Genomic DNA, 22,824 nt, shown 5'->3' on the forward strand with positions numbered 1-22,824 from the left:
TGTTATACCCCTGAAACTCACGGGTATGAATCACGCAGGCGGGATGACGGCAACCAAATTAATAGGTCCAGAACCTAGGGATTGTGCCACTCAAAGGCGATAGGGCTGGCTAGGACGGTTGGCAAGATCGCGATGTGGCCAAGATCTTGGAGAAAGCTAACAAGTATAGAAGTGGCTACCTTGCCCGCGCAATCAGGCGCCGGGTAAGTGAAGTTTTTGCTAAGTATTAGCTAGAGCTTCACGCCGCCGCGACTGGGCCTGAAGTCCGAACCTTTTGGCCGTTGCTATCAGCGGACCCGGTTTCGGTTGGCGTTCCCTTGGCGACTTGCACCTGATTGCGCCCTTTGTCTTTTGCCATATACAGCGCGTCATCGGCGGCGCGCATCAAATCTTGCGGCATGGTGCCGTGCGCCGGGTAATGCGATACACCAACCGAAATCGTTATTCGCGGCAGCGACTTGTCACCGTATCGGACCGAGACCGCTTCGACCGACTGCCGTAATTTCTCGGCACGGCTCACCGCGTCATCCGGGGTGTTGTCCGGCAAGATCAGCATGAATTCCTCACCACCAATACGGCAGGCAACCTCGTCCCGGTCACAGCCCTGTTCCAAGGCGGCTCCGACTGCGCGCAGCACCATGTCGCCTGCATCATGGCCATGAGTGTCGTTGAACTTCTTGAAATGATCGACATCAACGGCGATCAGGCTCAGCGGTACACCGGTCTGTTGACTGCGTGAAATAGACTTGCGCAGGGTTTCCGTCATATGACGACGGTTGAACAGTCCGGTCAAAGGATCACGCACGGACTGGTCGTGCAGCTGATCGCGCATCCTCACATTTGCGATGGCCATGCTGATCTGTTCAGCGCAGAGCTGCGCCAGTTTCCTGCTGACATGGAACTCTTCTTCGCGCTCTTCAAGCGCGCGCAGATGCAGCAGGCCGACTGTTTCGCCATGCGCCAGAATTGGAAAGCAGAAATACGGGCGGCCGTCATGCGGTTCCGCATGTTCGCAGATGAAATCAATCTCAGAGGCGCCGAATTCATAGGTGCGTCCTCGGCGCAGGCCCCAGCAACCCTCGGGGTGGATATGTGCCTTATGCGTGCCGCCGTTCCAGCTGGCACATCCATCCAGCACATCGCGCGAGTTCGAGTAGACGTAAACGCTGCCCTCTGCTTCGGGCAGGATATGGGTCATAAAGCGCGAAACCATATCGAACAGTTCATCCAGCGAACGGCTGGATTGCAGCCATTCGTTCAGCTCCCCTAGCAGCCGCACCTCGCGGGCCAGCCGCAACTGGTCAGCCATCAGATCACGCTCTTTCTCGGATTGTTTGTGCAAAGAGCGCAGTTGCGCCCGGTTGGTCCTGTAGGTCACCAATGACACCATCGCCAGCGCCAACAGGGCCACACCGCTTAGAACGATCAGCGAAATTCTCAGCCGGGTTATGAAGGTCGCCCGCAAATCCGAGATATCGGTAAAAAACTCTATCGCACCGATGAAGCGACCGTTTTTTGTAACCGGCATAAAGACTTTGACTATGTGATGCGCACTGGAGTTCTGAATGTTGCCTGTGTGCAAGTCCAAGCCGTCAATCTCGGATAGGGGCACAACCTCTTGTAAATAGTACACCATTCCCCGGGCAACATCGGCGCGAAAGAACGCGCTGTCTTCGCGCAGGCCGACCTCACCTTGACGAGTGGACCAGACCACGCGTCCACTCGTGTCGAACAACCTGAACCGGTAGACATCCGATGCTTCGGGCATCGAGGTCAGAAACTCTGCGTCATGCCCGTCTATATGGCCGGTTCGCAGCGTTGTTTCGGGGTCTTCAAGATGCAAAACAACGCGGCGTTTCCACAATTCTGATTGTTTGAGGATATCTGTCCGCAGCATCCGTTCCACCAAGGGCGCAGGGAGCCTATAGACACCCCAGCCTGCTCCAATGGCGAGGCTGATCAGCAATAGGGTGATCCCGGTCCATTTGAGTCGATGATTGATCGTCCCCCGCTCAGCCAATGCCATATCCATATGCTCCCAAACCTTTGGGCCAAGCATCTGACCTAAGGCTTTACAGAGAGTTAAGGGCATCAGTCGAACACCGCTTCATTTGGTTAGAATTGAACGCAAGGAAAATCTTAAAAGCTTGTGAACAAGCCGTGAACAAAGCCTTTCCCTTTGCGCCCATCCGGCGTAGTTTGAGAGTATGAGCAGTTTTGACGAAATGGACGCCTTCGAGGGCGCATCGCTGTCGGCGCGGGCGATGCCTGCGGTGGCTGCCGACTATTTGAACGAACTCAACCCGGCACAGCGCGAAGCGGTCGAGCGGCTGGACGGTCCGGTTTTGATGCTGGCAGGTGCCGGCACGGGCAAGACCAAGGCACTGACCGCGCGGATCACCCATCTGCTCAGATCGCATCGGGTACGCGAGAACGAGATTTTGGCCGTGACCTTCACCAACAAGGCCGCGCGCGAGATGAAAGAACGGGTCGGGCGCATGCTGGGCCGACCTGCCGAAGGGATGCCGTGGCTGGGAACGTTCCACGCGATCTGCGTCAAACTGTTGCGCCGCCATGCCGAACTGGCGGGCCTCAAGTCGAATTTTACCATTTTGGATACGGATGACCAAAAGCGCTTGCTCAAGCAACTGACTCAGGCAGCCAATATCGACGACAAACGCTGGCCTGCGCGGATGCTGGCCGGGATCATTGATGACTGGAAAAACCGCGCGCTAACACCAGATAGAGTGCCTGCTGCGGATGCCGGAGCTTATAATAACAAAGGCATTGAGCTTTATGCCCAATACCAGACCCGCCTGCGTGAGCTGAATGCGGTGGATTTCGGCGATCTGCTGTTGCACGTGGTGACGATCTTTCAAACCCACCCGGATGTGCTGGAGCAATACCAACGCTGGTTCCGCTACATCCTTGTCGACGAGTATCAGGATACCAATGTCGCCCAATATCTCTGGCTGCGTCTGCTGGCCGGGGGGCATAAGAATATCTGCTGTGTTGGCGATGACGATCAGTCGATCTATGGCTGGCGCGGGGCTGAGGTGGGTAACATCCTGCGGTTTGAAAAGGATTTCCCCGGCGCTTTCGTGGTGCGGTTGGAGCAGAACTATCGCTCGACCCCGCATATTCTGGCGGCGGCTTCGAACGTTATTCGGGGCAATGAAAGCCGGTTGGGCAAAGAGCTTTGGACCGACAGAGAAGAGGGTGAAAAGGTTCGCCTGATTGGACATTGGGATGGTGAGGAAGAGGCGCGTTGGATCGGAGAAGAGATCGACGCGATGCAGGTCGGGACGCGTGGCGTGCGCCCGATGAACTTGGACGAAATAGCCATCCTCGTGCGTGCGTCGCACCAGATGCGCGCGTTTGAGGATCGGTTCCTGACTATCGGGATGCCCTATAAGGTGATTGGCGGGCCGCGGTTTTATGAGCGGATGGAGATTCGCGATGCCATGGCCTATTTCCGGTTGGTGGTCAGCCCCGAGGATGATCTGGCGTTCGAGAGGATCGTGAACACGCCCAAGCGCGGCCTTGGTGACAAGGCGCAGCAGACCATTCAGGTGGTGGCGCGTGAAAACGGGGTGTCCCTGGTCGAAGGCGCGCGGATCGTGGTCGAGCAGGGGTTGATCAAGGGCAAGGGCGGCAAGGCGCTGCGCGAGTTGATCGACGGGCTGGCTCGGTGGAATGCGATGACACGTGGACCACGGATTGAAGTGGATGATGACACCCTCATTGATGACGGGGTGTCTCCGATCCGCTATGGCGCGCCCGAGCACACGCATATCGAACTGGCGCAGATCGTGCTGGACGAGTCCGGCTATACCGCCCATTGGCAGAATGAGAAAACGCCCGAGGCGCCGGGCCGGCTGGAAAACCTCAAGGAACTGGTCAACCAACTGGACAATTTCGAGAACCTGCAAGGGTTTTTGGAACATGTCAGCCTGGTCATGGACAATGAAAAGGAAACGGATGGGGCAAAGGTCTCGATCATGACTCTGCATGCGGCCAAGGGGCTGGAGTTTCCCGCCGTGTTCCTGCCGGGTTGGGAGGACGGGTTGTTCCCGTCGCAGCGGTCGATGGACGAGACCGGAATCAAGGGGCTCGAAGAGGAACGGCGTCTAGCCTATGTGGGCATCACCCGTGCCGAAGAGGTCTGTACGATTTCCTTCGCCGCCAACCGCCGGGTGTTCGGGCAATGGCAGAATTCGATGCCATCACGGTTTATTGACGAACTGCCCGAGAAGCATGTCGAGGTTCTGACGCCTCCGGGGCTCTATGGCGGGGGGCAGCCGTCGGCCGGGATCGAAACCCGCGCGGCTGAGGCAAATGTCTATAACTCACCCGGCTGGAAACGGCTGCAGGCGCGGCAGGGACAATATGGCATGTCGCAACCGCGCGAAACCCGCAACACGGTGATCGACGCAACCGCAGTGGCAAGTTTCACACTGGGTGAACGGGTGTTTCACAAGAAATTCGGCTATGGCGCAGTGGAGGGCATCGAGGGCGACAAGGTTGAGGTCGCGTTCGACAAGGCGGGCACCAAGAAGGTTGTTGCCCAGTATCTTTTTCCGAAGGACGACGTTCCGTTTTAACCAAAAGGAATGCGCCTGACGGCGCATGCTCAATGTTTTGAAAGGCGCCTGGGTGGGCGCCTTTTTCTTTGGGGGAAACGAAAAACGGCGGTTCCCAGGGAGGAGGAAGGAAACCGCCGTTCTTTTCAACACCAAGGCAGGGAGGAGGAGAGCCCCGATGTATCCGAACCCGGGTTTGATCCCGGTATGAGGAAGACGCGGCGACGTCAGGGAGGAGGAGAGACGTCGCCGCGTACTTTCAACATCAGGGCAGGGAGGAGGAGAGCCCCGATGTATCTGCTTCCGGCGTTCAGGGCCGGTATAAAAGGCGGCAACGTCAGGGAGGAGGAGAGACGTTGCCGCAGATTACAGACCCAAGGGAGGAGTAGGGTCTGATCTCTGTATTGCTGTGCGCTTAACGCGCGAATTGTTCTTCTGCGGCCTGCATTGCCAGCCGACGGATCATTGAGCGGTGCAGGCCCAGGTCGGCCAACTCGCGATCGGACAGCTCGGACAGTTCGTTAACCGTCTGGCGGTAGGCCCGATAGCGTGCAAACCGGGTCTTTGCGGTTTCGATCATCGAAGCCAGGCCGAATGCCGGAGCGCTTCTCAGAGCGGTTTGTTGTGTTGCTACACCCATCTGCGTAACCCGTTTCGTATGTTGGTGCCGAAGTGTTTCGGCGTTTGCTTGAGGATGAAAATAAGCAAATGCTGCGATTGCACAATAGTTGACGTCGTCAATGCTGCTATGCAGCAAATGCATGGATATCAAAGAGTTGAATGTTGGCAATCGAATATGCCTTAAAAATATGGGTTTGAGTTGCGCCAAGGGTGTCGCTTCTAATGCGGTTCCACTGAAAACCATAGGATCGTGACGTAAGGTCCGATTGCTTCGGTACGGTTATCGAAGAAGCCGAATGGCTGTGGTCGTGCGTATATGGGAAATCGTGGGTTCAGGTGGTTTTTAGTAACTTGGGAATGCGTGGGAACCGAGCCACCTTTGTTGATTCGTAGTTTGGAATGGAGGATTTGCTGGCTCTATCTACGGGGAATCGATGAAAGTGAAAAAATGTTGGGAATTCATGGGACGTTCATAATCTCTCTGATTTGTCTATATATGGTTGCTTTGAGGTGGTTGTATTCTAATTCTGGTGTATAAATAGAGTTTTCATTCATTTTCTTATCGATTACATTGTGAGTTGGGATGTGAGTGTGAGAAATTTTCTATTGATTTCCATGAATTCCCATGCCATCCCTTGGTTATCCGATGAGGACGAGGCACATGGGGCGCTAAACGACCCCGAACCAATAAAATCAGGTTTCATACAGGCATCTCGCTTTCATCAATCAAGAGATCCGGCGCGCGGGCGAGCAGACATCCCCCCAGGTGGCGCGCGCAGCTGGACATCCCGCAAAGCGGGTCAATGCGGCGGGTTGATCAGTGGCAGCAGATCAACCCGCCGTTTTAATTCTGGGGGGAGTGAGAATTTCAAGTGGGGCGCAAGCGAAAGGGACAGTCGTCTTGGCGCGCAGGTTTAGAGGTGAAAGCCGCCATAAGGTGGACACGAAGGGCAGGGTCTCGATCCCGGCCTCGTTTCGCCGTGTGCTTGAAGCTTCTGATCCCAACTGGCAGCCCGGTGACAATCCCGAACTTGTAATTGTTTATGGCGACCACCGGCGCAAGTTCCTTGAATGCTATACTATGCAGGCGATTGACGAAGTTGACGCCAAGATTGATGCGCTTCCGCGCGGTTCGATGCAGCGGAAGACATTGCAGCGCATGTTCCACGGACAATCCTTTCCGACAAACGTGGATGAGACCGGGCGTCTGGTTCTACCCGCCAAGCTGCGCAGCAAGATTGACCTAGAGGGTGAAGCCTTCTTTATTGCCGCTGGCGACACGTTCCAGATCTGGAAGCCTGAAACCTACGAGTCTGATGAATTGGCGGCGGCCGAAGAATGGCTGGATGATCAGCCCGAAGATTTTGACCCTCTGGTGTTCCTAGATGGCGTCGGGGACGCGTGACGGCATGGCCGGTGCGCAACCCTCTTCTGACAAACCACATATTCCGGTATTATTGCGCCCTTTGCTGGCTGCGGTCTCTCCGGTGTCGGGTGTTTGGTTGGACGGAACCTTTGGTGCCGGGGGATATACCCGTGGCCTGCTCGAGGCAGGCGCGGACAAGGTCGTCGGCGTTGATCGTGATCCGCTGGCCTTTGAAATGGCCGCGGACTGGGCCAAGGGCTATGGCGATCGGCTGGTGATGCAGCCCGGCGTCTTTTCGCGTCTGGACGAATACGCGCAGGACTTGGACGGGGTGGTGCTGGACCTTGGGGTTTCCTCCATGCAGCTGGATTTGGCCGAGCGTGGCTTTTCCTTTATGAAGGACGGCCCGCTGGACATGCGCATGAGCCAGGACGGCGAAAGCGCGGCTGATCTGGTCAACACAGCAAGCGAAGCGCAACTCGCCGACATCCTGTTTCACTATGGTGAAGAACGCGCCAGCAGGCGAATTGCCAGGGCTATCGTAAAGGCGCGGGCGGAAGAGCCGATCACAACCACTTTGCGGTTGGTGGGGCTTATCGAATCCTGTCTGCCCAGGCCCAAACCCGGTCAATCGCATCCCGCGACACGCAGCTTTCAGGGGCTGCGCATCGCGGTGAATGCAGAATATGAAGAATTGTTCCAGGGCCTGATGGCCGCTGAGCGCGCGCTGAAACCTGGCGGGCAGCTGGCTGTTGTGACGTTTCATTCGATCGAAGACCGCATGGTCAAGCGGTTCTTTCAGTCGCGGGCGGGCAAAACAGGCCGGGCAAATCGCTATGCGCCCGAAATTGCGCAGGACCAGCCGCAATTTACGCTCAAAACCCGCAAGGCAGTGGGGCCGGACGAGCAGGAATTACAAGAAAACCCGCGTTCGCGCTCAGCCAAGCTGCGTGTTGCTGTGCGCACTGAGGCTCCGGCGGGGGAAATTGAAGCCCGCGCCATTGGGATGCCGCAACTAGGGGGAAGGGCAAAATGAAGAGTGTATTGTATGTGTTGACTGCCTTGGCCGTGTTCGGGGTGGCCCTTTGGGCGTATCAAGAGAACTACCGCACCCAGCAAGTTGTGAAAGAAACGCAAACACTGCAACGAGAGATCGGCGTGGCGCAGGTCCGACTGGCCGTTCTGAATGCGGAATGGGCTTATTTGAACCGTCCTGATCGTCTCCGAGAGCTGGCGGATCTGAATTTTGAACGTCTCGGCCTGCTGCCCTTGCGAGCAGAGCAGTTTGGGCGCGCGGATCAGGTTGCCTATGCCGAGGATCCAGATCTTCCGATTGTCGATCCCATCGAATTGCAGGCGATAACCAACATTAAGGCGTTGGGAGAGGTGCAGTTCCCATGACGCGCACGCCCCTCCGCCCTCTGGCCCGTGTCCTGGATGCGCGTGCACGCGGTGAAAATCCCAAGGTTATCGAGCGCGAAAACATCCAGAAGCGCCATGAAGATATGAAGGACAGGGCCCGTGCTCGGGCCGAGGGCCGTTTGCTGGTGCTGGGACTTTTCTTCTTTTGCGCCTTCTCGGTGGTTGGTGTTCGGATGGGGATGCTTGCGACATCCGAGGCGCAAGAACCCTTGGCCAACGCCCCCGGTGCCACAATCGCGATGCAGCGCGCCAATATTGTTGACCGCGAAGGGCGCATTCTGGCCACCAACCTGGACACCTATTCCGTCTATGCCCAGCCGCCGTTGATGATCGATCCGATTGCCGCCGCGGATCAACTGGTGGCAATCTTCCCGGATTTGGAAAAAGACCGTCTGATCAAGGATTTCACCGGCAACCGCAAGTTCCTGTGGATCAAAAAGCGCATCTCGCCCGAGCAGAAGCAAGCCGTGCATGACATCGGTGATCCAGGTATTCTGTTCGGCCCGCGCGAAATGCGCCTTTACCCGAATGGCAAGCTGGCAGCACATATCCTTGGCGGGTCAGGTTTTGGGCGTGAAGGCGTCAGTGCTGCCGAGGTGATCGGCGTGGCCGGGATTGAAAAGCAATTCGACGATTATCTGCGGGACCCTGCCAACGGAAACAAGCCGCTGCAACTCTCGCTGGATCTGACTGTACAGGCCGCTGTCGAACAGGTGCTTTTTGGTGGCATGAAGATCATGAACGCCAAAGGCGCCTCAGCCGTTTTGATGGATGCGCATACGGGCGAGGTCATCTCGGCGGCGTCGCTGCCATCCTTTGATCCCAATGATCGCCCGCGCCCCCCGACCTCGGGGTTTGATCCTTCGGACAGCCCCTTGTTCAACCGCTATGTGCAGGGCGTTTACGAGCTGGGATCGGTGTTCAAGATATTCACCGCCGCGCAGGCAATTCAGCTTGGTCTGGTGAACTCTGAAACGATCATCGACACCTCGGGTCCGATGAAAATCGGGCGTTTTCCGATTGGTGAGTTCAACGGCAAGAATTACGGCAAGATCAGCGTGGCGGATGTGATCGTCCACAGCTCGAACCGGGGTACTGGGCGTCTGGCGCTGCAAATTGGCGCGCAGCGGCAACAGGAATTCCTGCGTTCGCTGGGCATGTTCGAACCGACCCCGTTCGAGATTGTCGAAGCAAAAGGTGGCGAGCCGCTCAAGCCCAAGAAATGGGGTGAGCTGAGCACAGTGACCATTTCTTATGGCCATGGCTTGTCGACCAGCCCGATGCATCTGGCGGCAGGATATGCGGCGATTGCCAATGGCGGGTATTATGTCAGCCCAACGATTCTGCGCCGGAGCGGGTCACAATATGGCCCGCGCGTGATGTCTCTGGGCGCTGCGACGCAGGCGCAGAAGATGCTGCGCAAGGTTGTCACCGACGGCACAGCGAGCTTTGGCGATGTCGCCGGCTATGACGTGGCAGGTAAAACCGGTACGGCAGACAAACCGAAGCCGCGCGGTGGGTACTATGATGACAAAGTCATCGCCACTTTTGCGACGATCTTCCCGGCCTATGATCCGAAGTACGTACTTATCGTCACTCTGGATGAACCTTCCATCGTGGCCTATGGCGAAAAACGCCGTACAGCAGGGTGGACAGCCGTACCTGTGGCTGCAGAGCTGATCGGGCGTGTCGCGCCCTTGTTGGGATTGCGCCCCCGGCTTGAGCCTGAGGCGCGCGCTGCTATAACGCTGACCTCGAATTAGGCGTCCGGCGAAAGGTGGGTCATGGGCACTAGGACTAAGAAACTCAGCCAACTGGCCCTGACCGCACGTGCGGGTGCAAACCCTGAGATTACCGGGTTGGCCGTTGATAGCCGCGAGGTCAAAGACGGTTATCTGTTTGCGGCACTTCCGGGAACGCGCGTCCATGGCGCAGAGTTCATTCAATATGCTCTGCGCATGGGGGCCGCCGCAATCCTCACCGATGCCGAAGGGGCCGAGGTCGCAGCGGGCGTGCTTGCGGGGTCGGATGCCGCGCTGGTGGTGGTTGAAGACCCAAGGCAGGCGCTGGCAGGATGCGCAGCACTGTGGTTCGGAAAGCAGCCTCAAACCATCGTGGCTGTGACGGGGACCAATGGTAAGACCTCTGTCGCGACCTTTGTCCGCCAAATCTGGATGGAACTGGGTCATGCGGCCGTCAACCTGGGCACAACCGGGGTCGAGGGCGCATGGACTGCCCCTCTGGCGCATACAACGCCCGAACCGATCACCCTGCATCGGTGTTTGGCCGAGGCGGCTGAGAACGGTGTGACACATGCCGCGATGGAGGCATCCTCGCATGGTCTCGAGCAGCGCCGCCTCGACGGGGTACAGTTGGCGGCAGCGGGTTTCTCGAATTTCACCCAGGATCATCTGGATTATCACGAAACCTTCGAGGCGTATTTTGCCGCCAAAGCAGGACTTTTCGACCGCGTGTTGCCTCAGGACGGCACGGTTGTGGTCAACATGAGCGATCCAAAGGGTGGGCAGGTTCGTCGTATCGCTGAAACCCGCGGGCAAAATGTGCTGACCGTTGGATTGGGTGATGCAGATCTGTGTCTGCTCAATCAGCGCTTTGATGCAACCGGGCAAGATCTGCGGTTTTCGTGGCAGGGTAAGGTGTATCAGACCCGATTGAACCTGATCGGTGGGTTCCAGGCTGAAAACATCCTGCTGGCATGTGGGCTGGTGATCGCTGGCGGCGAAGATCCCACGCGTGTTTTCGAGACCCTGCCGCATCTGACGACGGTCCGGGGACGGATGCAACTGGCTGCGACGCGTGAAAACGGGGCTGCTGTGTTTGTCGATTACGCCCATACGCCAGATGCTGTGGCCACGGCACTCAAGGCTTTGCGCCCTCATGTTATGGGCCGGCTGATTGCCGTCATCGGTGCCGGCGGAGATCGTGATGCGACCAAGCGCCCGCTGATGGGCAAGGCTGCGGCCAATAACGCTGATGTGGTATTTGTCACCGACGACAATCCCCGCACCGAAGACCCAGCTACCATTCGTACTGCGGTGATGCTGGGCGCGCCCGAGGCAACCGAAGTGGGTGATCGTGCCGAAGCCATCCTGCGCGGCATAGATGCCCTGCAACCGGGTGATGCGCTGCTGATCGCCGGTAAAGGGCACGAGACAGGCCAGATTGTGGGCGATCAGGTTTTACCTTTCGACGACGTAGAACAGGCCAGCATCAGCGTGGCCGCCCTCGACGGGAGGGTGGCATGACGCTCTGGACTGCGGCCGAGGCCGCTGCGGCCACGGGTGGGCGTGCCACTGCTGATTGGCAGATCAATGGCGTATCCATCGACACCCGGACACTGCAGTCCGGCGACTTGTTTGTTGCTCTCAAAGCGGCACGCGACGGCCACGATTTTGTGGCGCAAGCGCTTGAGAAGGGCGCAGGCGCTGCGCTGGTCTCGCAGATACCCGAAGGCGTTTCCCCGGACGCGCCGTTACTGATCGTAGAGGACGTGCAGACCGGGCTTGAGGCGCTGGGACAGGCGGCTCGTGCCCGGACAGAGGCGCGCGTGGTCGGTGTAACCGGCAGCGTCGGCAAGACATCGACCAAAGAAATGCTGGTCAACATCTTGGAAATGCATGGAAAAACACATGCCAGCGTTGCCAGCTACAACAACCATTGGGGGGTGCCGCTGACGCTGGCGCGGATGCCGCGCGATACCGAATTCGCTGTGGTCGAGATCGGGATGAATCATCCCGGAGAGATTGCTCCGCTGGCGCGTCAGGCCCGCCCGCATGTGGCCTTGGTTACCACCGTCGCGGCAGTCCATCTGGAAGCATTCGAGTCGGTTGCAGGTATTGCGAAAGAGAAAGCCGCGATATTCGAAGGGTTGGTCCCGGGCGGTGCGGCCATCGTGAATGCGGATATCGAACACGCCGACATCCTGCGCCAATACGCAGATGAGGCCGGAGCAGGGATCGTCGATTTTGGGCGCGCTGCGTCAGATTACGTGCTGACCGGAGTTTTGCAAAAACCTGACTCGGTCCATGCAACGGCCGGCGTCGACGGAAAAGACATCTCTTTTGATGTGCAATCAGCAGGCACTCATTTCGCCATGAATGCGCTTGGGGCATTGGCCGCCTGCGTTGAACTTGGTGTTGACCTGAACGACGCCATCACCGGCCTGCGCAACTGGTCGCCGGTAAAAGGTCGCGGCGTTCGCGAGCAGATTTCGCTGGCCGGTGGTGGTCAGATCGAATTGCTGGACGACAGCTATAACGCCAATCCAACTTCGATGGAGGCTGCCTTGGAAGTTTTGGCCGCCTCACAGGGCATGCGCCGGATCGCGTTTCTGGGTGATATGAAAGAGCTGGGCGCGCAAGAGATCCCCATGCATGCAGCGATGGCGAATGTCGCGGCTATGACGCAGATGGATCAGGTTCACTGCATTGGCCCGCTTATGAAAGCGCTTTACGATGCGTTGCCAGCGGAAAAGCGCGGACTTTGGTTTGAGACCAGCGTTGAGATGGCTGAACGGCTGCCAGAGCTGATCTGCGCAGGCGACACTGTTCTTGCCAAAGGATCACTCAGCATGGCGCTGGCGCGAATTGTTGACGGTTTGCGGGAAATGGGGCAAGGGGACGCGCTTGAGCCATGATCGCCGCACGGGAAAGGTATTGATATGCTCTATTGGTTGACCGGCCTGTCGGACGGAGGGGATTTTTTCAATCTCTTCCGGTACATCACGTTCCGGGCGGGCGGTGCCTTTATGACAGCGCTGATTTTCGGGTTTATCTTTGGCAAACCGCTGATCAATGTTCTGCGCCGCAAGCAGGGCAAAGGGCAACCGATCCGCGATGATGGCCCCGAGGGGCACTTCTCCAAAGCGGGCACGCCGACCATGGGCGGCTTGCTGATCGTGGGCGCGCTGGTCACATCCACACTGGTCTGGGCGCGCTGGGACAACCCCTATGTCTGGATGGTCTTATTCGTGACGCTGGCCTATGCCGCCATCGGGTTTGCAGATGACTATGCCAAAGTATCCAAGCAAAACACCAAAGGTGTTTCGGGGAAAATGCGGTTAGGACTTGGTGTGATTATCGCAGTTCTGGCCTCAATTTGGGCCACGATGCACCACCCTGAGGCGCTGCAGAATCAGCTTGCTGTGCCGGTATTCAAAGACACGCTGCTCAATCTGGGGATATTCTACATTCCCTTCGCGATCGTCGTGATCGTTGGGTCAGCAAATGCGGTGAACCTGACCGACGGGCTGGACGGCCTGGCGATCATGCCCGCAATGATCGCCGCATCGACCCTGGGGATTATCGCCTATGCAGTGGGCCGGGTCGACTTTACCGAGTATCTGGATGTGCATTACGTGCCCGGAACCGGCGAGATCTTTATTTTCACCTCGGCCCTGTTCGGCGCTGGCCTTGGGTTTCTATGGTACAACGCGCCGCCTGCGGCCGTGTTCATGGGCGATACTGGATCGCTTGCCTTGGGCGGCGCTTTGGGAGCGATTGCGGTGGCCACCAAACACGAATTGGTGTTGGCTGTCGTCGGAGGTCTGTTCGTGGTCGAAGCGCTGAGCGTGATCATCCAAGTGCTGTATTTCAAACGCACAGGTCGTCGCGTGTTTCTGATGGCCCCGATCCATCATCACTATGAGAAAAAGGGGTGGGCAGAACCCACCATCGTGATCCGGTTCTGGATCATTTCTTTAATCCTGGCGATGATTGGGCTTGCGACGCTGAAGGTCCGGTAGGCTCCCGGCAGGTTCGGAGGACAGCCGGCCCGCCGCCTCCTGTTGGGCCGGGCTCGCGCTGCGCACGAACCTGCTGTCGATCTTGCCAATGGCAGGTTCATCTGTGCAGTGTGTCGGCGCATTTGAAGTCGAAAGAAGGTGGGAAATATGATCCCGGTCAAAGGGTTTTCAGGACAGAAAGTTGCGGTTCTGGGGCTGGGTCGGTCTGGCCTGACCACGGCGCGCGCCTTGCGGGCCGGTAATGCCGAACCCGTCTGCTGGGATGATAATCCGGCTGCACGCGCGGCGGCCGAAGCCGAAGGGTTCACATGCTGCGATCTAGGCCGTCACGGGGCGTTTGATGAGGTTGCCTGTCTGATTGTCTCGCCCGGGATACCGCATCTCTACCCATCGCCGAACCCTGTGGTGGCCGCAGCGCTTGAGGCCGGGGTGCCGGTGGATAACGATATCGGTTTGTTCTTCCGCTCGTTTGCCGGGCCGGAATGGGACAATCTGGATACTCCGCCCCGCGTGGTTGCGGTGACCGGGTCGAACGGGAAATCAACCACCGCCGCCCTTATCCATCATATCCTGACCGAAGCGGGCCGCGAGGCGCAGTTGGCCGGGAACATAGGCCGCGGCGTTCTGGATATTGATCCGGGGGGCAATGGCTCGGTCGTGGTGTTGGAACTGTCCAGCTATCAGACAGAGCTCGCGCGGTCGCTGACACCCGATGTGGCCATTTTCACCAACCTGTCGCCGGATCATCTGGATCGTCATGGCGGCATGGGAGGCTATTTCGCCGCCAAGCGCCGTCTGTTTGCCGAGGGCGGCCCTGACCGCGCCGTGATCGGTGTGGATGAGGACGAAGGCGCCTTTCTGGCCGGCCAGCTGGCCGAAGCGCCAACGGATGACCGGGTGATCCGTATCTCAGTTGCCCGCAAGTTGACCGGACCCGGATGGCAGGTATTTGCGCGCAAAGGGTTCCTGTCGGAGTATCGCAAGGGGCGACAGGCGGGGTCGATTGACCTGCGCGAGATCAAAGGTCTGCCCGGTGCACATAATCACCAGAATGCCTGTGCCGCCTACGCCACGTGCCGCGCGTTGGGGTTGGCCCCTCGGATCATTCAGGATGCGTTGCACAGCTATCCGGGCCTGCCGCATCGCAGTCAGATCATCGCCGAAGCGGATGGGGTCACCTATGTGAACGATTCAAAGGCGACCAATGTCGACAGCGCAGTAAAGGCGTTGAATGCGTTCAAGAAGGTCCGCTGGATCTGTGGCGGGCTTGAGAAAGAGGGCGGGTTGTCTGCACTCAACTCAGCCAGTGAACATGTGCTCAAGGCTTATGTGATCGGGCGCGAAGCTGCCGGATTTGCAATGCAGTTACAGGCAGATACCCTGGTTTGCACCACAATGGCAGAAGCCGTTGAACAGGCAATGAACGACGCGCAGTCGGGCGAGACGATTTTGCTGGCCCCTGCCGCAGCCAGTTTTGATCAATATGACAATTTCGAACAACGCGGTGAGGATTTTGCAGAACAGGTTCGTAAACGGCTTTAGGACACGCCATTTGCAATAGATCGCCGGTTGGGCCAAGCTGAGATGCTATCAGCTTGACGCGCCATATTTTTTGGTTTTGCTACCCGTCAAATTCAACACGAGGTTATGACTATGCCATATCGTAAGTTTTCCCTGATCCTGCCTGCCATTCTGATTGCGGGTGCCTGCACCAACACTGGCGCAAACTACCAGCCGATCATCGATGGTCCGGTTGGCCCTAATTACAACGTTGATCTGCAGCAGTGCCAACAGCTTGCGGCATCGCAGGCATCTGTTGATGGCACCACGGCCGGGAATGCAGCCATCGGCGCCGTTGGCGCAGCCGCAGTGACCGGGATCGTACAGGACAGCAGCGATAATCTGGGCCGCGCTGCAGTTGCAGGTGCGTTGGTTGGCGCCGGTGCGGATGTGATCAACAAGAACCAGAACAAAGAAGTGTTGGTGCGTAACTGCATGCGTGGCCGTGGGTACAACGTCGTCGGCTAGTGCCACGCAAATACCGTGTCGGCTAACCACGACTGGCGATTGCAGTTCCAGCGGCATGGCCCGAGGACCATGCCCATTGGAAATTGTACCCGCCCAGCCAACCGGTGACATCCACCGCTTCACCTATCGCATAGAGGCCGGGGACATCCCTGGCCTCCAACGTTTTTGACGACAGATCATCGGTGTCGATGCCGCCCAGCGTGACCTCGGCGGTGCGATAGCCTTCGGTCCCGGACGGGGTCAGATGCCAGTTCGACAGGGCCTCGACCAGGTCCGAAAGGGCAGTGTCCGATTGGTCGGCCAGATTGCCCTGCATGGGAATGTGTTGGCTCAGGAAATCGACCAATCGCGCGGGTAACTGCCGGGAAAGTTCAGTAGTCAGGGCTTTGCGTCCGCTGTTTTGGCGCTGATCTCGCAGCAGGTCGAACAGTGGCATATCCTGGATCAGGTTGACCCGGATCGCCTCACCCTCGCGCCAGTATGAGGATAGTTGCAGCGCGGCTGGTCCGCTGAGGCCGCGATGGGTGAAAAGCAAAGCCTCGTCAAAGCTGGTCCGGTCGTTCGACAGCCGCGTCGGCAGCGAGACACCGGACAGGTCCCTGAACCTGCCATCGGAAAAGGTGAACGGCACCAGAGCCGCGCGTGTCTCGGTCATCTGCAATCCAAACTGGTGCGCGATGTCATAAGCCAGACCCGTCGCCCCCATTTTAGGGATCGACTTGCCGCCTGTGGCCAGTACCAGATTGGTGCAGGTCAGGGCATGACGCTGCCCCTCGCGCTCAACCGTCAGCGCGAAACCAGTGTCGGTTTTGCGCAGGTCCTTCATCTCGGTCCTTACCCACAGCTCGGCCCCGGCGCGCTCTATTTCATCCAGCAACATTTGGATGATCTGTTTCGAGGAACCGTCGCAGAACAGCTGTCCCAGTGTTTTCTCGTGCCAAGCGATGTCATGACGCCCGACCATTTCAATGAAATCCCACTGCGTGTAGCGCGCCAATGCGGACTTACAGAAATGCGGGTTCTGAGACAGGAAGTTGCCTGGCCCTGCATACATATTGGTGAAATTGCACCGCCCGCCGCCCGATATGCGGATTTTCTCACCCGGCGCCTTCGCGTGATCGATCACCAGAACGCGCCCAACGCAATGGGCGGCACACATCAAGCCAGCAGCACCGGCGCCCAGGATGATCGTATCATAAGTCATGCGCGGGGGATGGCGTGGAATGGCTGGGATGGCAAGGGGGAGACGTGAAAACGCGCTGTAAACGTCCGTCCGTGACTGTGGCTCCGTCCTCTGATTGGTTTGGGAAAATGGAATGAAATTGGCAGTTGGAACATTTGTGATTTAGGCCGGAATACCATGTGCCAGAATACGCCCGACAAGGAAGCTCAATTTGACGCACTGCAGAGGGGGGCGGTTCAGTGATCACGCGCATTTCCCAAGTCACAGTTCGACTGGGAAAAAAGGCTGAATTGGTCGAATCCAGAAGGATAAAGCACTACGATCTTGTTCCCTAGGTGATCCGAACGCCCGGGACTGGAAGCCCTGAAGCGGATCACTGGCTTGAAGGCGCCAATTTCCCCATGTTGCGGCGTCATTCCACTAGCCCAAACGCTAAAACCCCTGTAGACTCGCACGTAGACCCCGAAAACGGGGCGTTAACGAGGCAGATAGTGGCGGTATCTCATGACTGAGATGGTGTATGGCGCGGTCCAGAACCAGCGCGGAGAACCGATTCTACCAAAGTGGTGGCGGACGATTGATCGTTGGACGATGTCCTGCGTACTGATCCTGTTTGTCATCGGGCTGTTGCTGGGGTTGGCCTCATCGCCGCCGCTGGCTGGTCGCAACGGGTTCGATCCGTTCCATTATGTCGAACGCCAGGCGTTGTTCGGCGGATTGGCGCTTGTTGCGATGCTGCTGACTTCGATGATGTCGCCTACACTGGTTCGACGTCTGGCGGTGTTGGGGTTTCTTGCTGCTTTTGTCGCGCTGGTCTTCCTTCCCGTCTTTGGCACAGATTTTGGCAAAGGTGCGGTGCGTTGGTATTCGCTTGGCTTTGCCTCGCTGCAACCGTCTGAATTTCTGAAACCCGGGTTTATCGTTGTGGCGGCCTGGTTGCTGGCCGCGTCACAACAGATCAACGGCCCGCCCGGTCGGCTATGGTCTTTTGCGCTGTGCATGGCGATTTTCGCCATGTTGGTTATGCAGCCCGATTTTGGTCAGGCCTGCCTGATCCTGTTTGGCTGGGGCGTGATGTATTTCGTTGCCGGTGCGCCGATGTTGTTGCTGGTTGGTATGGCGGGGTTTGTCGTGCTAGGCGGTATGTTCGCCTATTCCAACTCGGAACATTTCGCCCGACGTATTGACGGATTTCTGAACCAAGAGGTCGATCCGACCACCCAGCTGGGCTATGCCACCAATGCGATCCGCGAGGGCGGGCTTTTCGGTGTCGGCGTGGGTGAAGGGCAGGTGAAATGGTCGCTGCCCGATGCCCATACGGATTTCATCATCGCTGTCGCGGCCGAGGAATATGGCCTGATCCTGGTGCTGATCATCATCGCGCTGTATTCCCTGATCGTCGTGCGGTCATTGCTGCGGCTGATGCGCGAGCGCGACATGTTCATCCGCCTGGCGGGCACCGGTCTGGCCTGCATGTTCGGGGTTCAGGCGATGATCAATATGGGCGTCGCCGTGCGCCTTTTGCCTGCCAAAGGCATGACTTTGCCGTTCGTTAGCTATGGTGGGTCCTCGCTGATTGCAGGTGGTATTGCAATCGGCATGCTTCTGGCGTTTACCCGCACCCGCCCACAGGGCGAACTTGGTGATATTCTACGCGGACGAGGCTGATGGGCAAACCCTACCTTCTGATTGCGGCTGGCGGGACCGGGGGCCACATGTTCCCGGCTCAGGCGCTAGCCGAGGCGATGCTGCACAGGGGCTGGCGTGTGCGCTTGTCCACCGATACGCGCGGCGCACGATATACGGGTGGCTTTCCGCATTCGACTGAAATTGTCGAGGCGTCCTCGGCAACCTTCGCTCGTGGCGGACTGGCCGCCAAACTGATGGTCGGTCCCAAGATCGCAGGTGGTGTCGCCGGTATGGGGTTTCAGATGCTGCGCGACCGACCGGACGTCGTGGTCGGCTTTGGCGGTTACCCCTCGATCCCAGCGCTGGGCGCTGCGACGATGTTGAAGATCCCGCGCATGATCCATGAGCAGAACGGCGTTTTGGGCCGCGTGAATCAGCTGTTTGCGACCCGCGTGGCGCAGGTGGCTTGTGGTGTCTGGCCGACTGATCTGCCGGACGGTGCAAAGGGCATACATACCGGCAACCCGGTTCGGGCCGCCGTGCTGGACCGGGCTGCGGCGGGCTATATCCCACCGGGCGATTACCCGATGTCGATCCTGGTGATGGGTGGCTCGCAAGGTGCGCGCATCCTAAGTCAGATTGTGCCCGAAGCGATTGCCGCGCTGCCTGATGAGATGCGCCGACATATTCGTGTCGCACATCAGGCCCGTGACGAAGACGGCGCCCGTGTTTCCGCGTTATATGATGACCACGGTATCCGTGCCGAAGTGAAACCGTTCTTTCAGGATGTGCCCCGTCGCATGTCTGATGCGCAGCTGGTGATATCACGCTCAGGCGCGTCAAGTGTGGCGGATATATCCGTCATCGGGCGGCCCTCGATCCTGATCCCGTATGCCGCCGCAGCGGGCGATCATCAGACCGCCAATGCACGCGGGCTGGTTCAGGCCGGAGGGGCAATCATGATCCCAGAGAACCTGCTTGACGTTCCTTCGCTGACACAGCAAATCACCGCAGTTCTGACAAACCCCGAAGCCGCGCAAAAGATGGCCCATGCCGCCTTATCGACCGGCGCACCGGACGCGACCGAGCGTTTGGTCGCCCAGGTCGAACAGTTGGCGCAGAAGGAGACCGCATGACCCCAGCAACCAAACTGCCGCAGGATGTCGGGCCGATCCATTTCGTGGGTATCGGCGGGATCGGGATGTCGGGCATTGCCGAGGTGCTTTTAAATCTGGGCTATCGGGTTCAAGGCTCGGACCTGAAGGCGTCGAAGATCACCGACCGTTTGGCGGGTCTGGGGGCCGAGATCTTTGTCGGTCAAAGTGCTGAAAACCTTGAGAACGCCGCCGTGGTTGTGGTGTCGACCGCGATCAGACCGGGCAACCCGGAGCTGGACGGCGCCCGTGCGCGCGGCCTGCCAGTGGTGCGCCGGGCCGATATGCTGGCCGAGCTGATGCGCCTGAAATCCAACATCGCCATTGCCGGAACCCATGGCAAAACCACCACCACCACGATGATGGCGGAACTGATGGTGGCGGGGGAGTTTGACCCGACCGTGATCAATGGCGGCATCATTCACGCTTATGGCTCGAACGCGCGGATGGGGCAGGGCGAATGGATGGTGGTCGAGGCGGACGAATCCGACGGCTCGTTCAACCGTCTGCCTGCGACCATTGCCATTGTCACCAATATCGACCCCGAGCACATGGAGCATTGGGGCGATTTCGACCAGCTGCGCGACGGGTTCTATGAATTTGTCTCGAACCTGCCGTTTTACGGGCTTGCCGTCTGCTGCACCGACCACGCCGAAGTGCAAACACTGGTGGGTCGCATCACAGACCGGCGCGTGCGGACTTATGGTTTCAACGCGCAGGCGGATGTGCGGGCCGAGAACCTGACCTATAAGGGCGGCGTCGCACATTTCGACATTCACCTGCAATACGAAGACAAGAGGATCGAGGGTTGCACCCTGCCGATGCCCGGCGACCACAACGTCTCGAACGCATTGTCGGCCGTCGCTGTTGCCCGCCATCTGGGCATGAAAGCCGCCGAAATCCGCGAAGCGTTGGCTCATTTCGGTGGCGTCAATCGTCGCTTTACCAAAGTGGGTGAGGTCGATGGCGTCACGATCATCGACGATTACGGTCACCACCCGGTTGAAATCGCAGCGGTTCTGAAAGCCGCACGCCAGGCCACCGAAGGCCGAGTGATAGCGGTCCATCAACCCCACAGGTATTCGCGTTTGTCTAATCTGTTCGATGATTTCTGTACCTGTTTCAATGACGCCGACGTTGTTGCCATCGCCGATATTTTCGCTGCCGGAGAGGACCCGATCGAAGGGGCGTCCCGCGATGACCTGGTTCAGGGGCTGATCCGGCATGGGCATCGACATGCCCGCGCTTTGATGGACGAATCCGATCTTGAACGCCTGGTTCGTGAACAGGCCCGCCCCGGAGACATGGTTGTCTGCCTTGGTGCCGGTACGATCAGCGCCTGGGCCAATGGCCTGCCTTCGCGCTTGCAGAAATAACAGGCGATGTGACGTAATGGACTCTTTTGTGGTGCAACCCTAAAGAGTGATCGTGCAACCGCAGAAAAAGCGGTCTCGGAGGCAAGATTTGGCGTATTCGGTATTATTTGCAGGGTTGTGGGTCATAGCATCGACTATCGTGGCCATGCTACCGATGCGCCTGCAATTTCCACCGGGGATTGTGTTGGTTATCGTTGCGCCGGCGCTGATTGTCTGGCTGGGTTACGATTTCGGCTGGTTCTTTTCGGTCCTGGGCTTTGCGGCTTTTGCATCCATGTTCCGAAACCCAATTCGCCACTATTGGCAACGTTGGACAGGCCGAGGGGACGACGAATGAATTGGTCCATTGCCCTTGCCGCCCTGTGGGGAGTTGTTGCGAATGTCCTGGCGATGATCCCCAGCAAGGATAATCACTGGACCCGCGCCTATTTCTTGATTGCTGCGGGTATTCCTATCGTTGGCTATGTCACGCTGCAGAACGGTCCGTGGATCGGGTTGATTGTTCTGGTTGCTGGGATCTCGGTACTGCGTTGGCCCGTGATTTATCTGGGCCGGTGGTTGCGTCGGATCCTGGGTGCCGCGCAATAGCGGATACAGCTTGCTTTGGCGGTTCGAATCCGCGAATTAGCGGCCATGACTTCTGTTCCCTCGCCACGCGGCAAGCTCACCCAGAACCGCCCGCTGAATGATCTGACCTGGTTGCGGGTCGGAGGACCGGCGGATTACCTCTTTCAACCCGCCGACCAGGAAGACCTGCAGCAGTTTCTGCGCGACTTGCCTGACGATATCACGGTTTTCCCGATGGGCGTCGGCTCAAACCTGATCGTCCGGGACGGTGGGCTGCGCGCCGTAGTGATCCGGTTGGGCCGGGGATTTAATGGCATCTCGATTGAGGGCAACATTGTCACCGCAGGCGCGGCAGCGCTGGATGCGCATGTGGCGCGCAAGGCAGCTGATGCGGGCGTGGACCTGACGTTTTTGCGAACCATTCCGGGGTCGATTGGCGGCGCTGTGCGGATGAATGCGGGATGTTATGGCAGCTATACGGCGGATGTTCTGTGCAAGGCGACGATCATTACGCGGCAAGGGCAGGTCGTCGATCTGACGCCCGAAGAACTGAATTTTCGCTATCGTCAGTCGGATCTGCCTGAGGGTGCGGTGCTGATCTCGGCCACGTTCGAAGGCCCCCTAGGTGATCCTGATGAACTGCATGCCCGCATGGACTCGCAGTTGAAAAAGCGGGATGAGACCCAGCCGACCAAAGATCGCAGCGCGGGCTCGACCTTTCGCAATCCGGCGGGATTTTCCTCAACCGGTCGCGCGGATGATGTGCATGACCTCAAGGCTTGGAAGGTGATCGACGACGCGGGAATGCGGGGCGTGATGCGGGGCGGGGCGCAGATGAGCCCCAAGCATTCCAATTTTCTGATCAACACCGGCTCTGCCACCGCTGCCGACCTCGAAGGGTTGGGCGAAGATGTGCGAAAAAAGGTTTACGAAACAAGCGGCATCACGCTAGAGTGGGAAATCATGCGGGTCGGTGATCCGCTGACAGATTAAAGCCCCGACCGTCAGACCCAAAACAGGCAAAATAGGGCGACGGATCAAAGGCATAAAGCAGGACGGACCACCACATAAGGTCCGCAGGATTTGAGGCGCACGACGTGGGTAGTTCGAGCAGGACAAACCCCAAAGTGG

At 58.3% G+C, this 22,824-nt stretch carries 19 protein-coding genes; 16 read left to right on the top strand and 3 right to left on the bottom strand.

Annotated elements, in window-relative coordinates:
- Positions 1-238 precede the first annotated feature (238 nt).
- Positions 239-2,026, bottom strand: coding sequence for a sensor domain-containing diguanylate cyclase (locus AC2FIM_RS08960; protein ID WP_496677607.1), 1,788 nt, complete (start codon positions 2,024-2,026; stop codon positions 239-241).
- Between the two features lie 181 nt (positions 2,027-2,207).
- On the opposite strand from AC2FIM_RS08960, the gene AC2FIM_RS08965 reads away from it, so the two are divergent.
- Complete coding sequence (locus AC2FIM_RS08965; protein WP_496708100.1) at positions 2,208-4,604, top strand: ATP-dependent helicase; 2,397 nt, start codon at positions 2,208-2,210, stop codon at positions 4,602-4,604.
- 394 nt (positions 4,605-4,998) lie between these two features.
- On the opposite strand, the gene AC2FIM_RS08970 is transcribed toward AC2FIM_RS08965, so the two are convergent.
- A complete protein-coding gene (locus AC2FIM_RS08970; protein ID WP_142635057.1) occupies positions 4,999-5,223 on the bottom strand; it encodes a DUF1127 domain-containing protein in 225 nt (74 codons plus the stop codon).
- Between the two features lie 918 nt (positions 5,224-6,141).
- On the opposite strand from AC2FIM_RS08970, the gene mraZ reads away from it, so the two are divergent.
- The 9 genes from mraZ to AC2FIM_RS09015 all read left to right on the top strand — a co-directional run bounded on the left by mraZ (position 6,142) and on the right by AC2FIM_RS09015 (position 15,784).
- Positions 6,142-6,609: a division/cell wall cluster transcriptional repressor MraZ gene (gene mraZ, locus AC2FIM_RS08975; protein ID WP_246097158.1), complete on the top strand. Its 468-nt coding sequence runs from the start codon at positions 6,142-6,144 to the stop codon at positions 6,607-6,609.
- A gap of 4 nt (positions 6,610-6,613) precedes the next feature.
- Positions 6,614-7,606, top strand: coding sequence for a 16S rRNA (cytosine(1402)-N(4))-methyltransferase RsmH (gene rsmH, locus AC2FIM_RS08980; RefSeq protein ID WP_496677605.1), 993 nt, complete (start codon positions 6,614-6,616; stop codon positions 7,604-7,606).
- On the top strand, positions 7,603-7,971 hold the full coding sequence (ftsL, locus tag AC2FIM_RS08985) for a cell division protein FtsL (RefSeq protein ID WP_142635053.1): 369 nt from the start codon (positions 7,603-7,605) through the stop codon (positions 7,969-7,971). Before rsmH ends, ftsL begins: the two co-directional genes overlap by 4 nt.
- Positions 7,968-9,755 carry a peptidoglycan D,D-transpeptidase FtsI family protein gene (locus tag AC2FIM_RS08990; RefSeq protein WP_142635051.1) on the top strand — a complete coding sequence of 596 codons (1,788 nt, stop codon included), beginning with the start codon at positions 7,968-7,970 and terminating at the stop codon, positions 9,753-9,755. Before ftsL ends, AC2FIM_RS08990 begins: the two co-directional genes overlap by 4 nt.
- Before the next feature lie 21 nt (positions 9,756-9,776).
- Entirely contained in the window at positions 9,777-11,258 is a 1,482-nt protein-coding gene (locus AC2FIM_RS08995) for a UDP-N-acetylmuramoyl-L-alanyl-D-glutamate--2,6-diaminopimelate ligase (protein ID WP_281972762.1), read from the top strand.
- Positions 11,255-12,649 carry a UDP-N-acetylmuramoyl-tripeptide--D-alanyl-D-alanine ligase gene (locus AC2FIM_RS09000; RefSeq protein WP_496708098.1) on the top strand — a complete coding sequence of 465 codons (1,395 nt, stop codon included), beginning with the start codon at positions 11,255-11,257 and terminating at the stop codon, positions 12,647-12,649. The genes AC2FIM_RS08995 and AC2FIM_RS09000 overlap by 4 nt, the downstream gene beginning before the upstream one ends.
- 24 nt (positions 12,650-12,673) lie before the next feature.
- Positions 12,674-13,756 (top strand): phospho-N-acetylmuramoyl-pentapeptide-transferase, encoded by a 1,083-nt coding sequence (gene mraY, locus AC2FIM_RS09005; protein WP_142635045.1) that lies wholly within the window; start codon positions 12,674-12,676, stop codon positions 13,754-13,756.
- Between the two features lie 147 nt (positions 13,757-13,903).
- On the top strand, positions 13,904-15,298 hold the full coding sequence (murD, locus tag AC2FIM_RS09010; RefSeq protein ID WP_496677594.1) for a UDP-N-acetylmuramoyl-L-alanine--D-glutamate ligase: 1,395 nt from the start codon (positions 13,904-13,906) through the stop codon (positions 15,296-15,298).
- Positions 15,299-15,409: 111 nt separating this feature from the next.
- Positions 15,410-15,784 (top strand): glycine zipper family protein, encoded by a 375-nt coding sequence (locus tag AC2FIM_RS09015; protein WP_246097157.1) that lies wholly within the window; start codon positions 15,410-15,412, stop codon positions 15,782-15,784.
- Positions 15,785-15,806: 22 nt separating this feature from the next.
- On the opposite strand, the gene AC2FIM_RS09020 is transcribed toward AC2FIM_RS09015, so the two are convergent.
- Entirely contained in the window at positions 15,807-16,988 is a 1,182-nt protein-coding gene (locus tag AC2FIM_RS09020) for a BaiN/RdsA family NAD(P)/FAD-dependent oxidoreductase (RefSeq protein ID WP_496677592.1), read from the bottom strand.
- 483 nt (positions 16,989-17,471) lie between these two features.
- Here AC2FIM_RS09020 and ftsW point away from each other — a divergent pair, with 483 nt between their 5' ends.
- Genes ftsW through murB form a run of 6 tightly spaced genes read left to right on the top strand, consistent with a single transcriptional unit; the run spans position 17,472 to position 22,686 of the window.
- Positions 17,472-18,635 carry a putative lipid II flippase FtsW gene (gene ftsW, locus AC2FIM_RS09025; protein WP_496708095.1) on the top strand — a complete coding sequence of 388 codons (1,164 nt, stop codon included), beginning with the start codon at positions 17,472-17,474 and terminating at the stop codon, positions 18,633-18,635.
- Complete coding sequence (locus tag AC2FIM_RS09030; protein ID WP_496731941.1) at positions 18,635-19,732, top strand: UDP-N-acetylglucosamine--N-acetylmuramyl-(pentapeptide) pyrophosphoryl-undecaprenol N-acetylglucosamine transferase; 1,098 nt, start codon at positions 18,635-18,637, stop codon at positions 19,730-19,732. The genes ftsW and AC2FIM_RS09030 overlap by 1 nt, the downstream gene beginning before the upstream one ends.
- On the top strand, positions 19,729-21,126 hold the full coding sequence (gene murC, locus AC2FIM_RS09035; protein WP_496677589.1) for a UDP-N-acetylmuramate--L-alanine ligase: 1,398 nt from the start codon (positions 19,729-19,731) through the stop codon (positions 21,124-21,126). The genes AC2FIM_RS09030 and murC overlap by 4 nt, the downstream gene beginning before the upstream one ends.
- 52 nt (positions 21,127-21,178) lie before the next feature.
- Entirely contained in the window at positions 21,179-21,463 is a 285-nt protein-coding gene (locus tag AC2FIM_RS09040; RefSeq protein WP_496689714.1) for a DUF2484 family protein, read from the top strand.
- Positions 21,460-21,714: a DUF2484 family protein gene (locus AC2FIM_RS09045; RefSeq protein ID WP_142635031.1), complete on the top strand. Its 255-nt coding sequence runs from the start codon at positions 21,460-21,462 to the stop codon at positions 21,712-21,714. The genes AC2FIM_RS09040 and AC2FIM_RS09045 overlap by 4 nt, the downstream gene beginning before the upstream one ends.
- A 45-nt stretch (positions 21,715-21,759) precedes the next feature.
- The gene (gene murB, locus AC2FIM_RS09050; protein ID WP_271950283.1) at positions 21,760-22,686 is read left to right on the top strand and encodes a UDP-N-acetylmuramate dehydrogenase; all 927 of its coding nucleotides are present in this window, start codon (positions 21,760-21,762) and stop codon (positions 22,684-22,686) included.
- Positions 22,687-22,824: the final 138 nt, after the last annotated feature.

Source organism: Ruegeria sp. CDSC052 (assembly GCF_059610685.1).

Coding starts and splice junctions, on each gene's coding strand:
- AC2FIM_RS08960 (WP_496677607.1), bottom strand. CDS start 2,026: ATGGCATTGGCTGAGCGGGGGACGATCAATCATCGACTCAAATGGACC.
- AC2FIM_RS08965 (WP_496708100.1), top strand. CDS start 2,208: ATGAGCAGTTTTGACGAAATGGACGCCTTCGAGGGCGCATCGCTGTCG.
- AC2FIM_RS08970 (WP_142635057.1), bottom strand. CDS start 5,223: ATGGGTGTAGCAACACAACAAACCGCTCTGAGAAGCGCTCCGGCATTC.
- rsmH (WP_496677605.1), top strand. CDS start 6,614: ATGGCCGGTGCGCAACCCTCTTCTGACAAACCACATATTCCGGTATTA.
- ftsL (WP_142635053.1), top strand. CDS start 7,603: ATGAAGAGTGTATTGTATGTGTTGACTGCCTTGGCCGTGTTCGGGGTG.
- AC2FIM_RS08990 (WP_142635051.1), top strand. CDS start 7,968: ATGACGCGCACGCCCCTCCGCCCTCTGGCCCGTGTCCTGGATGCGCGT.
- AC2FIM_RS08995 (WP_281972762.1), top strand. CDS start 9,777: ATGGGCACTAGGACTAAGAAACTCAGCCAACTGGCCCTGACCGCACGT.
- AC2FIM_RS09000 (WP_496708098.1), top strand. CDS start 11,255: ATGACGCTCTGGACTGCGGCCGAGGCCGCTGCGGCCACGGGTGGGCGT.
- mraY (WP_142635045.1), top strand. CDS start 12,674: ATGCTCTATTGGTTGACCGGCCTGTCGGACGGAGGGGATTTTTTCAAT.
- murD (WP_496677594.1), top strand. CDS start 13,904: ATGATCCCGGTCAAAGGGTTTTCAGGACAGAAAGTTGCGGTTCTGGGG.
- AC2FIM_RS09015 (WP_246097157.1), top strand. CDS start 15,410: ATGCCATATCGTAAGTTTTCCCTGATCCTGCCTGCCATTCTGATTGCG.
- AC2FIM_RS09020 (WP_496677592.1), bottom strand. CDS start 16,988: ATGACTTATGATACGATCATCCTGGGCGCCGGTGCTGCTGGCTTGATG.
- ftsW (WP_496708095.1), top strand. CDS start 17,472: ATGACTGAGATGGTGTATGGCGCGGTCCAGAACCAGCGCGGAGAACCG.
- AC2FIM_RS09030 (WP_496731941.1), top strand. CDS start 18,635: ATGGGCAAACCCTACCTTCTGATTGCGGCTGGCGGGACCGGGGGCCAC.
- murC (WP_496677589.1), top strand. CDS start 19,729: ATGACCCCAGCAACCAAACTGCCGCAGGATGTCGGGCCGATCCATTTC.
- AC2FIM_RS09045 (WP_142635031.1), top strand. CDS start 21,460: ATGAATTGGTCCATTGCCCTTGCCGCCCTGTGGGGAGTTGTTGCGAAT.
- murB (WP_271950283.1), top strand. CDS start 21,760: ATGACTTCTGTTCCCTCGCCACGCGGCAAGCTCACCCAGAACCGCCCG.